This is a genomic window from Stenotrophomonas sp. Y6 (assembly GCF_022436665.1).
GTDB lineage: Bacteria > Pseudomonadota > Gammaproteobacteria > Xanthomonadales > Xanthomonadaceae > Stenotrophomonas > Stenotrophomonas acidaminiphila_A.
Genome location: NZ_JAKUKB010000009.1, coordinates 191460 through 203229 on the forward strand (window position 1 = coordinate 191460; position 11770 = coordinate 203229).

14 protein-coding genes are annotated in these 11770 nt (G+C 71.4%); 4 read left to right on the forward strand and 10 right to left on the reverse strand.

From position 1 onward, the window contains the following. Position 1: 1 nt before the first annotated feature. Genes MKP15_RS12395 through MKP15_RS12420 form a run of 6 tightly spaced genes read right to left on the reverse strand, consistent with a single transcriptional unit; the run spans position 2 to position 5542 of the window. Positions 2-775, reverse strand: coding sequence for a DUF1295 domain-containing protein (locus MKP15_RS12395; protein WP_240212898.1), 774 nt, complete (start codon positions 773-775; stop codon positions 2-4). Continuing rightward, positions 772-1305: a DUF2878 domain-containing protein gene (locus tag MKP15_RS12400; protein ID WP_104937867.1), complete on the reverse strand. Its 534-nt coding sequence runs from the start codon at positions 1303-1305 to the stop codon at positions 772-774. Before MKP15_RS12400 ends, MKP15_RS12395 begins: the two co-directional genes overlap by 4 nt. Beyond that, positions 1302-2555 carry a cyclopropane-fatty-acyl-phospholipid synthase family protein gene (locus MKP15_RS12405; protein ID WP_240212899.1) on the reverse strand — a complete coding sequence of 418 codons (1254 nt, stop codon included), beginning with the start codon at positions 2553-2555 and terminating at the stop codon, positions 1302-1304. The genes MKP15_RS12400 and MKP15_RS12405 overlap by 4 nt, the downstream gene beginning before the upstream one ends. Then, complete coding sequence (locus tag MKP15_RS12410; RefSeq protein WP_161614229.1) at positions 2552-3328, reverse strand: DUF1365 domain-containing protein; 777 nt, start codon at positions 3326-3328, stop codon at positions 2552-2554. The genes MKP15_RS12405 and MKP15_RS12410 overlap by 4 nt, the downstream gene beginning before the upstream one ends. Then, positions 3325-4575, reverse strand: coding sequence for an FAD-dependent oxidoreductase (locus MKP15_RS12415; RefSeq protein WP_240212900.1), 1251 nt, complete (start codon positions 4573-4575; stop codon positions 3325-3327). The genes MKP15_RS12410 and MKP15_RS12415 overlap by 4 nt, the downstream gene beginning before the upstream one ends. Position 4576: 1 nt before the next feature. Continuing rightward, on the reverse strand, positions 4577-5542 hold the full coding sequence (locus tag MKP15_RS12420) for a fatty acid desaturase (protein ID WP_161614231.1): 966 nt from the start codon (positions 5540-5542) through the stop codon (positions 4577-4579). A 144-nt stretch (positions 5543-5686) separates the two neighbouring features. On the opposite strand from MKP15_RS12420, the gene MKP15_RS12425 reads away from it, so the two are divergent. Next, positions 5687-6325: a sigma-70 family RNA polymerase sigma factor gene (locus MKP15_RS12425; RefSeq protein ID WP_104937871.1), complete on the forward strand. Its 639-nt coding sequence runs from the start codon at positions 5687-5689 to the stop codon at positions 6323-6325. Beyond that, positions 6322-6990, forward strand: coding sequence for a ChrR family anti-sigma-E factor (locus tag MKP15_RS12430; RefSeq protein WP_104937872.1), 669 nt, complete (start codon positions 6322-6324; stop codon positions 6988-6990). The genes MKP15_RS12425 and MKP15_RS12430 overlap by 4 nt, the downstream gene beginning before the upstream one ends. A gap of 64 nt (positions 6991-7054) precedes the next feature. Here the strand turns inward: MKP15_RS12430 and folE are convergent, their stop codons facing one another. The 4 genes from folE to MKP15_RS12450 all read right to left on the reverse strand — a co-directional run bounded on the left by folE (position 7055) and on the right by MKP15_RS12450 (position 10735). Further along, positions 7055-7774 (reverse strand): GTP cyclohydrolase I, encoded by a 720-nt coding sequence (gene folE / locus MKP15_RS12435; protein ID WP_104937873.1) that lies wholly within the window; start codon positions 7772-7774, stop codon positions 7055-7057. Between the two features lie 107 nt (positions 7775-7881). Next, positions 7882-9411 carry a cryptochrome/photolyase family protein gene (locus tag MKP15_RS12440; protein ID WP_240212901.1) on the reverse strand — a complete coding sequence of 510 codons (1530 nt, stop codon included), beginning with the start codon at positions 9409-9411 and terminating at the stop codon, positions 7882-7884. Beyond that, positions 9408-10160, reverse strand: a complete 753-nt coding sequence (locus MKP15_RS12445; RefSeq protein ID WP_240212902.1) for a hypothetical protein — start codon at positions 10158-10160, stop codon at positions 9408-9410. Before MKP15_RS12445 ends, MKP15_RS12440 begins: the two co-directional genes overlap by 4 nt. Beyond that, the gene (locus MKP15_RS12450; RefSeq protein WP_240212903.1) at positions 10157-10735 is read right to left on the reverse strand and encodes a lipocalin family protein; all 579 of its coding nucleotides are present in this window, start codon (positions 10733-10735) and stop codon (positions 10157-10159) included. The genes MKP15_RS12445 and MKP15_RS12450 overlap by 4 nt, the downstream gene beginning before the upstream one ends. A 213-nt stretch (positions 10736-10948) precedes the next feature. Between MKP15_RS12450 and MKP15_RS12455 the strand changes: the two genes are divergently transcribed. Beyond that, the gene (locus MKP15_RS12455; RefSeq protein ID WP_240212904.1) at positions 10949-11080 is read left to right on the forward strand and encodes a DUF2256 domain-containing protein; all 132 of its coding nucleotides are present in this window, start codon (positions 10949-10951) and stop codon (positions 11078-11080) included. Positions 11081-11091: 11 nt separating this feature from the next. Then, on the forward strand, positions 11092-11757 hold the full coding sequence (locus MKP15_RS12460) for an oxidoreductase (protein ID WP_240212905.1): 666 nt from the start codon (positions 11092-11094) through the stop codon (positions 11755-11757). Positions 11758-11770 lie beyond the last annotated feature (13 nt).

Genomic DNA, 11770 nt, shown 5'->3' on the forward strand with positions numbered 1-11770 from the left:
ATCAGGATTTGGGAAACCAGGGGAAGAACATCGGCGTGCGCCGCTGGTACGCGCGGTAGTCGTCGCCCCGCGTGCGCAGGGCCTGTTGTTCGGTGAACGGAATGCCGCTGATGAAACGCAGGAACAGGTACATCAGCACCGGTCCGAGCAGGCCCAGCCACGCGTGCGGCGCGCCCACCGCGGCAATGGCCCAGGCGCACCAGTGCAGCCATTCGAAGAAGTAGTTGGGGTGGCGCGAATAGCGCCACAGGTCGCGGTCGCAGGTACGGCCACGGTTGCCCGGATCGGCGCGGAAGCGCGCCAGCTGCGCGTCGGCCAGCGCTTCACCCAGCACCGATACCACCCACAGCAGCGCCGCGGCACCCAGTTGCAGTGGCGAAGGTTGCGGGTGTGCGACCACCGCCGCCAGCGGCAGCGAGAACAGCACCACCAGCAGGGCCTGGAACAGGAAGAAGCCCAGGAATTTGCGCTGGTCGCCGTCCCAGTGCCGGCGCAGCGCACGGTAGCGGCCGTCCTCGGCCTCGCTGCGCACGCGCCGCCACAGGTGCAGGGCCAGGCGCAGGGCCCAGGCCGCGCCGAGCACGCCGACCAGCATGCGTGCCGCCGGGGCGCCGCTGCCGGTCAGCGCCAGCCATGGCGCCGCCCCGGCCAGGCCCAGGGCCCACAGCACATCGACGATGCCGGCATTGTCGTGGCGGCGCTGCCAGTGCCAGCCGCACAGCATCAGCACGCCGGCGAACGCGCCGATGCCCACCAGTTGACTGCCCAGGTTCATGACGTGTGTCCTCGCGGTATGTCACGTTGCAGGCCCCGCGCGGCCAATGCGGCCAGCGCCGGCATCGCCAGCGCCCAGCCGGCGCCGAGTGCCAGCAGCGCGTGCCAGCGGGGTTCGGAGAAGCGCAGCGCATCCCAGCCGCTGGCCGCGCCCAGGTACGCCAGCGGCCCGCCGACGGCGCCGAGCGCGGCGGCCAGCCACGGGCGCCGGTGCAGGTAGCCGAGCAGCGGCACCACCACCAGCGCGAACGCGCACCACAGCGCCAGGATCCACGCCGGCGGACCGGCCCACGGCCAGGCGGCGTAGTCCAGCAGCCCGCTGCCTACCCACACGGATTCGAGCAGCAGGCCGATGCCCAGCGCCGCCAGCAGCAGGCGCAGCTCCAGCGCACGCGCCGGCGAGACCGCCAGCCGCCACAGCGCGAACAGCGCGGCCGCCAGCACGCCCGGCCACCACGATCCGCGGCCGGCACCGATCACCGCCACGAACCAGGTCGCCTGGTAGGCCAGCAGGATCGCCAGCGTGTTCATGCCGGCTCCGCGTCCGCCGGGCGCCAGCCGGGTTTGGCCAGGACCAGGTGGGCCACGCCGATCGAGCGCTCGCGGAAGCCACCTTCGCAATAGGCCAGGTAGAACTCCCACAGGCGGATGAACCGTTCGTCGAAGCCCTGCGCGCGCACCGCCGGCAACTGCGCCAGGAAGCGCTCGCGCCACGCCTGCAGGGTGCGCGCGTAGGACAGGCCGAAGTCCTCCAGCGCGATCAGCGCCAGGTCGCTGCTGCGGGTCTTGGAGGCCAGCATCGCGCTGATCGAGGGGATGAAGCAGCCGGGGAACACGTGGCGCTTGATGAAATCCACCGACTCCAGCGCCTGCGCGTAACGGTGGTCCTCGATGGTGATCGCCTGCACCAGCGCCAGCCCGTCGGGCTTGAGCAGGCGTCCGATCTGGCCGAAGTAGCTGTCCTGGAACTCGGCGCCGACCGCTTCGATCATCTCGATCGAGACCAGCTTGTCGTATTGCCCGCGCAGGTCGCGGTAGTCCGACTGCAACAGGGTGATGCGCCCGCCCAGCCCGGCTTCGGCGATGCGCGCGGCGGCCAGGTCGTGCTGCTCGCGCGAAATGGTGGTGGTGGTGACTCGGCAGCCGTAGTGGCGCGCCGCGTGCAGCGCGAACCCGCCCCAGCCGGTGCCGATCTCCAGCACGTGGTCATCGGGCCCGAGCGCGAGCTTGCGGCAGATCAGGTCCAGCTTGCGCGTGGATGCCGCTTCCAGGGTGTCGTCGGCCCCATGCCAGCAGGCCGACGAGTACATCAGGTCCGGCGACAGGAACAGCCCGAAGAACGCGTTGCCCAGGTCGTAATGGGCGGCGATGTTGCGGCGGCTGCCTTCGCGCGTATTGCGCCGCAGTGCGTGCAGCGCTTTCATCGCCAGCCCGCCCAGGCGCGCGCTGCCGGTCTCCATGCCGTCGAGCAGGTCTCGGTTGCGCACCAGCAGGCGGATCAGCGCGACCAGGTCGCTGCACTGCCACAGCCCATCCATATAGGCCTGGCCGGCGCCGACGCTGCCGTGGGTGGCCAGTGCGCGGTAGAAGCCCGGGTCGTGGATCTGCAGGGTGACCTTGGGGCCCGCGTCGGCCGGGCCGGCCTGCAGCGTGCCCAGCGGGTCCTCGATCCGCAGTTGGCCGTGGGCGAAGCCTGCCAGCCGCCGCAGCAGGTGCCGGCGCAGGAAGCGGTCGAGGGTGCCGAAGCCCGGTGCGGTGCCGCGCTGCACGATGCTGTTCAAGGGGAGTCTCCGGAAACACGGGGGTGGGGATGGAAGGGGGTGCGCCTGAGCCACAGGCGCAGGGCCTGCCAGTAGATCGCGGCAAGCACCTGCGCGGTCATCAGCGGGTAACGCCACAGCACCCGCGCGAGCGAGCGCCCGTCCAGCGGCAGCCGGCGCAGCGACAGGTGGGCGTCGAATTCGCGGCGGTCGCCGTCGGACACGTTCATGCGCACCAGCAGCCGCGACTCCGGCAGGCTGAAGCGCCAGTCGTAGCCGCGCTGCATGCCCATGAACGGGGACACGTGGAAGGTCTTGTCGAACGTCCATGCCGCCAGCCGCCCGGACTGCCGCGCCTGCGCCAGCGGCAGCACGTAGGCATGGCGCTCGCGCCACGGGGTGTTGGTGATCTCGGCCACGATGCTGTGCAGGGTCAGGCCGTCGGCCTGGAAGCAGTAGTAGAAGCTGACCGGGTTGAAGCTCAGCCCGCCGTAGCGCAGGTGGGTGAGCAGCCGTACCGGCCCTTCCGGGCGCTGCCCGGTGGCCGCCTGCACCCGGTCCTTGACCGCCTCCTTGAGTGGCCGCGTGGCCGGACCGAGGAAGTCGTCGCGGTGGAACGCGGCCAGGTTGCGGCGGCCCACCGACCACAGCCAGCGCCCGGCGAACACCTGGTCCAGTTCGTCCAGGTCCAGGTACAGCTGCGCCAGGCGATAGCTGAAGGCGTGCGCGCGCGGGTGATGGCGGCGATGGTGCACCACGCCCTCGTAGACCGCGCTGTGCAGGAGCGGCTTCATGAGGTGGGCCAGCGCACGCCCAGGCCGGCGGCGACATCCACCGCGCTGCGCATGCCGTCCTCGTGGAAGCCCCAGCCCCAGTAGGCGCCGGCGAACCAGGTCCGGTTCTGCCCCTGGATGACGGCGCGGCGCTGCTGCGCGGCGACCGATTGCGGGGTGTACACCGGGTGCTGGTAGGCGAGGCGCCGCAGTACCCGCGCCGGGTCGACCGCCTCGCTGCGGTTCAGGGTGACCACCAGCGGCTCGGGGGCATCCAGGCCCTGCAGCAGGTTCATGCAGTAGCTGACGGTGCACGGCGCGTCGGCATCCCCCGGGACGAACGCGTTCCAGGCCGCCCATGCCTTGCGCCGGCGCGGCAGCAGCGACGCGTCGGTGTGCAGCACCACTTCGTTGGGCTGGTAGCCGATCGCGCCGAGGATCGCCTGTTCGTTGTCGCTGGCGTCGGCCAGCAGCGCCAGCGCCTGGTCGCTGTGGCAGGCCAGCACCACGTGGTCGAACGCCTCACTGCCGGCGGCGCTGTCCACGCTCACCCGGTCGCCATGACGGTGTATGGCCCGCACCGGGCACGCCAGCCGCTCCTGCACCTTCCAGCGCGCGCGCAGCGCGTCGACATACCGCGCCGAGCCGCCGCGCACCACCCGCCACTGCGGGCGCCCGCTGACCTGCAGCATCTGGTGGTTGGCCATGAACTGGACCAGGTAGCGTGCCGGGAACTGCAGGATCTGCCGCGGCGGCGAAGACCACAGCGCCGAGGCCATCGGCACCAGGTGTTCGTCGCGGAAGGCCGCACCGTAGCCATTGGCCTGCAGCCACTCGCCCAGCCCGGGGCCCGGGCCGTCGCCCTCAAGCAGCGCCGGCGCCTGCCGGTAGAAGCGGAACAGGTCGCGCACCATGCCCAGGAAGCGCGGCGAGAGCAGGTTGCGGCGCTGGCAGAACAGCGCATCCAGCGAGGTGGCGTTGTACTCCAGCCCGCTGCGCCCGTTGTGCACCGAAAAGCTCATGGTGGTGGGCTGGGTCTGCACCTCCAGCGCCTGGAACAGCCGGGTCAGCAGCGGGTAGTGGTCCGGGTTGTGGACGATGAAGCCGGTGTCCACCGCGTACGGGCGGCCGCCCACGCTGACGTCGTGGGTGTGGGTGTGCCCGCCCAGGTAGTCGGCGGCCTCGAACAGCACCACCTCGTGCGCCTGCGACAGCAGCCAGGCGCTGGCCAGGCCGGCGATGCCGGAACCGACGACGGCGATGCGCATCTCAGCGCTCCCGCCGTTCCAGCACCCAGGCGGGCACCGGCTTGAGGTCGCGCACCAGGCCCAGCAGGGCGAGCAGGCGCAGGCCGTACCAGGTCAGGTCCACTTCCCACCAGCGGAAGCCCTGGCGGGCGCTGCTGGAGTAGAAATGATGGTTGTTGTGCCAGCCCTCGCCGAAGGTGAGCAGCGCCAGCAGGAAATTGTTGCGGCTGTCGTCGGCGGTCTCGAAGCGGCGGCTGCCGAAGCGGTGCGAGAGCGAATTGATCGTCACCGTGGCATGGAACAGCACGACGGTGGAGATGAAGAACCCCCACACCAGCAACTGCGCGCCGCTGGTGTCCAGCGCCGGCCACAGGTGCTGCAGCAGCGCGCCGGTGGCGTACAGGGCGATGGCCATGGCCACGGGTACCGCCACGTCGTAGCGGTCCAGCCAGCGCAGTTCCGGGTAGCGGGCCAGGTCCGGCACCCGGCTCAGGTCGGTGGCGAATGCGCGCGGGGTCATGAACCAGCCCATGTGGCTGCGCCAGAAGCCGTGCCGCGGCGAGTGCAGGTCCTGCGCCTGGTCGGCATGGCGGTGGTGGTGGCGGTGGTGGGCGGCCCACCACAACGGGCCGCGCTGCACGCTGGCCGCGCCGATCAGCGCGAACACGAACTGCAGCCCGCGCGAGGTGCGGAAGCTGCGGTGCGAGAAGTAGCGGTGGTAGAAGCCGGTGATCGCGAACATCCGCACCACGTACAGCACCCCGGCCACCAGCAATGCCACCGGCGAGACCCCGACCCAGATCACCCCGGCGCAGCCCAGGTGCAGCAGCACGAACGGCAGCACCCGCAGCCAGTCGACGCGGTCGGCATCGGCATCGTTGGCCGGCGCCGCGGCGGCGCTGTCGAACCACAGGCGCAGGCTGCGCAGGACACGGGCGGGCGCCGGGGAGGCGGGCGGGGCAGGGGGAGGAGCTGGGTGCAGGGGCATTGCCGGTGGTCCGCGGGGTACGCCCTTCTATACGGTATTGCCGCGCCGTTGGATGCAGGCGCCGTGGCCGCCGGCCTGCATCCAAACCGGGGCCGTCCGCGTACAAGCAGGCAGATGCCCGCACCGCCTGCCAACTGCCCTACCATGTGCCCGGACGCCCACCCTGGAGACCTGTCGCCCTTCGAGGCGGCCAGAGTCATGTCGATCGCCGAAACAAGCCTGGGCAGTGCCGGGTACTGGTCCGCGCAGATGCAGGCCGTCGCCCTGCAGCGCGACCAGCGCTGCTTCATGCGCATCTACGATCACTTCGCGCCGCGCGTGCGGCTGTACCTGCGCGGGCTCGGTGCACCGGAGGTGGTGGCCGAGGAGCTGGCGCAGGAAGCCCTGCTGCGGCTGTGGCAGCGTGCCGACAGCTACGATCCGGCGCGCAGTACGCTGTCGACCTGGCTGTTCCGGGTCGCGCGCAACCTGCACATCGACCGGCTGCGCCGCGAGACCCACTGGACCGCGGTGGAGATCCAGGACGATGACGGCCTGGAGTTCTGCCAGGAGACCGAGGATCCGGATTTTTCCTCGGCCGAAAGCTATGCGGCGCATGCCGACCTCAACGAGCGCATCGAACGCCTGTCCGCCATCCAAGCACGCCTGATCCGCATGTCCTACTTCGAAGCCAAGTCGCACCAGCAGATTTCGGACGAGCTGGGCATGCCGCTGGGAACGGTCAAGTCGTACATCCGCCGCGCCTTCCAGCAGCTGCAGTCCAGCGTGAAGGGGGCCGCATGAGCCCGCGCCATCACCTGGATCCGGCCACCCTGGTCAGCCACGCCGCCGGCGCCCTGTCCGCGGCCATGGCGGCGGTGGCGGCGACCCACCTGGAGGGGTGCGCGCACTGCCGGCGGCAGCTGGCCGCGGCCGAGCACGTCGGCGGCGCGCTGCTGCTGCAGCAGCAACCGGCCGTGGCCTCGGCGCGCGAGGCGCAGCTGCGCGGCGACATCCTGGCCCGGTTGCAGCAGCCGCTGCCGGCGGCCGCGGCCGAACCGGCCCCGGCGCCGATGCACCGGCCGGCCGAGCTGCTGCCGCGGGCGCTGCATCCCTACTTCGGGCGCACCTGGAAGGCGCTGCGCTGGCGCTGGGTCGCCCCCGGCGTGCATCTGGTGCGTGCCGCGGCGGGCAGTGGCGACACCCTGGTCATGCTCAAGATCGCGCCGGGCAAGAGCATCCCCCTGCACAGCCACCACGGCAGCGAGCTGACGCAGATCCTGCAGGGCGCGTACGACGACGAGCTGGGCCATTTCGGCCCGGGCGACATGGCCGACCTGGACAGCGACATCGAGCACCGGCCGATCACCTCGCCGGGGGTGCCATGCGTCTGCGTGGCGGCGCTGGACGGCCCGCTGCAGTTCCGTGGCTGGCTGGCGCGCAAGATGCAGCCGATGGTCGGCCTGTAGCCGGGCACACCCGGACACCGCTGCCGGGCCATTGCCGGCCCGGCAGCACGGCAGCGCGGCTGGCTCAGCCGCGGTGGCGCAACGACAGGAATTCGCGGCGCAGCGCCGGGTCGCTCAGGAACTTGCCGCGCATCACGCTGTTGGTCATCTTCGAGCCGTCGTCCTTCACCCCGCGCCAGTGCATGCAGTAGTGGTCGGCTTCCATCACCACGGCCAGGCCGTCGGGCCGGAGCCGCTGTTCGAGCAGCTGCGCGATCTGGCTCACCGCCTCCTCCTGGATCTGCGGCCGGCTCATGATCCACTCGACCAGCCGCGCATACTTGGACAGGCCGATCAGGTTGGAGTTGGCGTCGGGCAGCACTCCGATCCAGACCTGGCCGATGATCGGGCACAGGTGGTGCGAGCAGGCGCTGCGCACCCGCAGCGGGCCGACGATCATCAGTTCGTTCAGGCGCTCGGCATTGGGGAATTCGGTCACCGCCGGCGCTGGCTGGTAGCGCCCGGCGAACAGCTCGCGGACGAACATCTTCGCCAGCCGGCGGCCGGTGTCGCGGGTGTTGTGGTCGTTGTCGGTATCGATCACCAGCGCGCGCAGCAGCTCCTGCGCGCGGGCGGCAACCTCGTCCTCGATCGCGGCCAGCTCGCCGGCATGCAGGTGCCCGGCGATGTTGTCGTTGGCATGGAAGCGCTGGCCCGCGCGCAGCAGGCGCTGGCGGACGCGCTCGGACACCGGCAGCGGCAGCAGGGTGTCGAGCAGGGTGGGGTCGTTCGGTGGCTGGGACATGGGAGAGCGCTCGGTAGCGGGGCGGGGGAGGCCCGGTCCGGCGGACGCCGCAGGCCCGGGGCATGGTCGTGCTTACGCGGGCATCGGCGCGTTGGATGTGCCCAGGGTCACAGCGCGTCCAGCCGCGCCCGCAGCTGCGCGGCCTGCTGGGCCAGGGCCTGGCGCTCGCCGGCCGGCATCCGCGCCAGCTGCCGGTAGGGCAGGGCCAGGCGCGGGTTGTGCGCCAGCCGCGGCGCATGCCGGTCCAGGAAGTCCCAGTACAGCGCATTGAACGGGCAGGCGCGGGCGCCGGTGCGCAGGTCGCGCCGGTAGCGGCACTGGCCGCAGTGGTCGCCCATCCGGTGCAGATAGGCGGCCGCCGATACATACGGCTTGGTGGCCAGCAGCCCGCCGTCGGCGAACTGGCTCATGCCCAGGGTGTTGGGCAGCTCGACCCACTCGAAGGCATCGATGTAGATGCCCAGGTACCAGCGGTGCAGGGCCTGCGGGTCGAGCCCGGCGAGCAGCGCGAAGTTGCCGATCACCATCAGCCGCTGGATATGGTGGGCATGGGCGTGGGCCAGCGATTGCCCGATCGCCCCGCGCACGCAGGCCATGTGCGTATCGCCGGTCCAGAACCAGGCCGGCAGGGGCAGGTCATGGCCGAAGGCATTGCACTGGTCATAGCCAGGCATCCGCGCCCAGTACACCCCGCGCACGTACTCGCGCCAGCCCAGGATCTGGCGGATGAAGCCCTCCACCGCGGCCAGCGGCGCGCGGCCATCGTGGGCGGCGGCCTCGGCGCGGGCGATGACCTCGGCCGGGTCGAGCATCTTCACGTTCAGCGCGAACGACAGCAGCGAGTGGAACAGCCGCGGCGCCCGCGCGCTGATCGCGTCCTGGTAGTCGCCGAAATGCGCCAGCCCGTGGTCGAGAAAGGCCTGCAGCTGCTGCAGGGCTTCGGCGCGGTCCAGTGGCCAGCGCAGCGCATGCGCCTGCGGATCGCCGAAGCTGGCGACGCCGGCGGACTGGATGCACTGCCAGAGCGCGCGCAGGTCATGCCGCGGGCGGGTATCCGGCGGCTCCGGGGGATCGCCGCGCCACGGCTTGCGGTTGTCCGCATCGAAGTTCCAGCGCCCGCCCATGGGCCGGCCGTCGGGTTCGAGCAGGACGTGGTGGCGGCGGCGCATGTGGCGGTAGAACGGCTCCATGGTCCAGCGCCCGCGGCTGCCGAAAAAGCGGGCCGCCTCCCCGCGTCCGGCCAGGAAGTGGTGGCTGTCCACGCAGCGCACCGGGATCGCCTGCCGCGCCGCGTACCGGCGCAGCTGCGCGTCCAGCCGCCATTCGTCGGGCGCCTGGTATTCCAGCGCGGTGGCGGCGTGCTGCGCCAGCAGCCGGTCCAGGTTGTCCACCAGTGACGGGCGGTTGCCGGCATCGTCGATCGCCAGGTAGTCGACCCGGTGGCCGGCCGCGCGCAGGTGCGCGGCGAAGCGCCGCATCGCCGCGAAGATCGCCAGGATCTTCTGCGCGTGGTGCAGTACGTAGTCGGTTTCCTGGCGGACTTCCATCATCACGTACAGCACGTCCGCATCGGTGTGGTCGAACCACGGGTGCCGCGGATCGAGCTGGTCGCCCAGCAGCAGCCGCACGCAGGTCACGGCGGGTCCGGCGGCAGCGCCGGGGAAAGCGCGTATTTCAAGGCCACCGCGACCAGCAGCACCGCCAGTGCCAGCGCGACCAGCGCCGCCACGGTGGCGCCGGCAAGCGGTGACTGGATCTGGCGCACATAGACGCCCAGCAGCCCCCACACCGCCGGCAGGGCGTACCACGGGTTGCCGCGCAGGATGGCCAGCATGCTGAGCAGCAGCATCGCCGCCAGGCCGAACAGGGGCAGCGTCCACGGCAGCATGTGATCGACCGGCAGCAGTTCGAACGCCACCACCACCTGGGCGACATTGAGGAACACCGCCAGCGACACCCAGCCGGCGTGCAGCGACAGCGGCAGCCATTGCCACCATGGCTGGCGCGCGTGGCGGCGGGTATGCGAGGCCAGCCACGCGGCCGCCAACAGGCAGCCTAGGCTCAGCCAGATCACCGCCAGCGCCAGCCAGAACCACTGCCGCGTGAACACCACCATCCACAGCGAGGTCAGGGCGAAGCCGGCGGCGGTGAACCGGCGGATGCGGCGCAGCCGCCAGCTGTCCTCGCCGGTGACCAGCTGGCCGATGCCGAACACCACGTCCAGCGCGAAGATCGGGCCCCAGATCGCGAACGCGTAGCCGGCGGCGACGATCAGGGTCGGGTAGCGCGCGGAGATTTCGCCGTTGGTCGGGCCGAGCAGGCCGCTGTTGGACAGCCACCCGACCAGCGGCATCGACAGCGCCAGCAGCAGTACCGCCCATCTCATCGGCATGCTCCATCGAAGGTGTCCTTGTCCTGGCCGGTTTCAGGCCAGTGCTGGGGAACCCGCTCGATCCGCGTTGTGTCGTAGCCCAGCGCCGCCGCGCGCTGCAGCATGGCCTGGTAGTCGGCGTCGGGCACGCTGGGGGTGCGCGCCATGTACCACAGGTAGTCGCGGGCATCGCGCACCACCATGACCTGGCTGTAGTCCGGCGCCAGCCAGCCGATCAGGTACTGCGCCTTGAACAGCCCGAAGAAGCGCACCTTCCATTCGGCATTGCCGGTGCCGGGCTGCACCAGCCCGGTGGATGCCAGCAGCTTCACCGGCGCCTGGAACCCGCCGGGGCGGTAGCGGTACCAGGTGCACACCTGGCCCTTGCTGTCCAGGCGGTAGGTTTCCACCGGGTTGTGGTTGCCGCGCTCCAGGCGGGTGGGAATGATCCCGATCACGTACCAGCGGCCCATGAAGCGTGGCAGGTCCACCGAACTCACCGGCGTGATCGGAGGGTGCTTGGCCTGGGCGCAGCCGCTGAGCAGGGTGGCCATCAGCAGCGGCAGGAGGAAGGGCCGGGCAAGGCGCATGGCATGCATCCGTGATCGGGGAGATGCCGGGGTTTACGCAGCAACGGCCGCCATGGATGCATCCAAGTGCCCATCGCCTGCGTACAAGCCGGTGACTGCACTGCCGCCCCGGGCCACCGCCATGTCCACCCGTCGCACCGTCATTGCCCCTGCGCTCGCCTCTGCATCGCCGGCTCCGCGGGCCCTGTGGACGGGGGGGCACTGATGCCGCGCATGCGCACGAAGGCCGAGCTGCCGCAGCGCATCTGCGCGGCCTGCGGGCGTGCGTTCGCGTGGCGCCGCAAGTGGGCGCGCGACTGGGAAAGCGTGCGCTACTGTTCGCGGCGTTGCCGTGGGCGCAACTGAGGAACGACGTCATGGGCAAGCGCATTCTGCTGGTGGGCGCCACCGGCCTGGTCGGCCAGGGCGTGCTGCGCGTGCTGCTGGGCTCGGACCAGGTGGAGGCGGTGAGCGTGCTGGTCCGGCGCCCGCTGGCCTCGCCCGATCCGCGCGTGCAGGTGCTGCTGGCGCCGGAGTTCTCCGCCGGGGCGCTGGCCGCGATCGACCTGCGCGACCACGACGCCTGCCTGTACTGCGCCGGCCCGATGCCGCTGGGCCTGTCGGAGGCGGCGTACCGCGAGGCGACCGTGGCGACGCTGGAACGGGTGCTGGCGGCGTACGCCGGCGCCAACCCCGGTGGCTTCGTGGCGTACATCTCCGGCATGGGGGCCGATGCCGGCAGTGCGCTGATGCCGCTGCGGGTCAAGGGTGAAGCCGAGCAGGTGCTGGTGCGGAGCGGGCTGGCCCACACCAGCGTGCGCCCCGGCGTGGTCCGCCCGGTGCACGGCACGGTGTCGCCGCACCGGCTGCGCCGCGGCCTGTACGCGCTGGGCGACCCGCTGCTGGCGCTGCTGGCCGGCGCCTGCCCACGGGTATTCACCACTACCGAGGCGATCGGTCGCTGCCTGCTGCGGCTGGTGATCGCCCCCGGGCCGCGGCCGGCAGTCGTCGAGAACGCCGATATCGCCGCCCATGCCGGTTGACCGCCAGCGCGGG

Excerpts from the sequence above, each read along its gene's own strand:
- MKP15_RS12455 (WP_240212904.1), top strand. The coding sequence starts at position 10,949 with ATGCGCACGAAGGCCGAGCTGCCGCAGCGCATCTGCGCGGCCTGCGGG.
- MKP15_RS12450 (WP_240212903.1), bottom strand. The coding sequence starts at position 10,735 with ATGCGCCTTGCCCGGCCCTTCCTCCTGCCGCTGCTGATGGCCACCCTG.
- MKP15_RS12425 (WP_104937871.1), top strand. The coding sequence starts at position 5,687 with ATGTGCCCGGACGCCCACCCTGGAGACCTGTCGCCCTTCGAGGCGGCC.
- MKP15_RS12420 (WP_161614231.1), bottom strand. The coding sequence starts at position 5,542 with ATGCCCCTGCACCCAGCTCCTCCCCCTGCCCCGCCCGCCTCCCCGGCG.
- MKP15_RS12430 (WP_104937872.1), top strand. The coding sequence starts at position 6,322 with ATGAGCCCGCGCCATCACCTGGATCCGGCCACCCTGGTCAGCCACGCC.
- MKP15_RS12400 (WP_104937867.1), bottom strand. The coding sequence starts at position 1,305 with ATGAACACGCTGGCGATCCTGCTGGCCTACCAGGCGACCTGGTTCGTG.
- MKP15_RS12415 (WP_240212900.1), bottom strand. The coding sequence starts at position 4,575 with ATGCGCATCGCCGTCGTCGGTTCCGGCATCGCCGGCCTGGCCAGCGCC.
- MKP15_RS12460 (WP_240212905.1), top strand. The coding sequence starts at position 11,092 with ATGGGCAAGCGCATTCTGCTGGTGGGCGCCACCGGCCTGGTCGGCCAG.
- folE (WP_104937873.1), bottom strand. The coding sequence starts at position 7,774 with ATGTCCCAGCCACCGAACGACCCCACCCTGCTCGACACCCTGCTGCCG.
- MKP15_RS12410 (WP_161614229.1), bottom strand. The coding sequence starts at position 3,328 with ATGAAGCCGCTCCTGCACAGCGCGGTCTACGAGGGCGTGGTGCACCAT.
- MKP15_RS12445 (WP_240212902.1), bottom strand. The coding sequence starts at position 10,160 with ATGAGATGGGCGGTACTGCTGCTGGCGCTGTCGATGCCGCTGGTCGGG.
- MKP15_RS12395 (WP_240212898.1), bottom strand. The coding sequence starts at position 775 with ATGAACCTGGGCAGTCAACTGGTGGGCATCGGCGCGTTCGCCGGCGTG.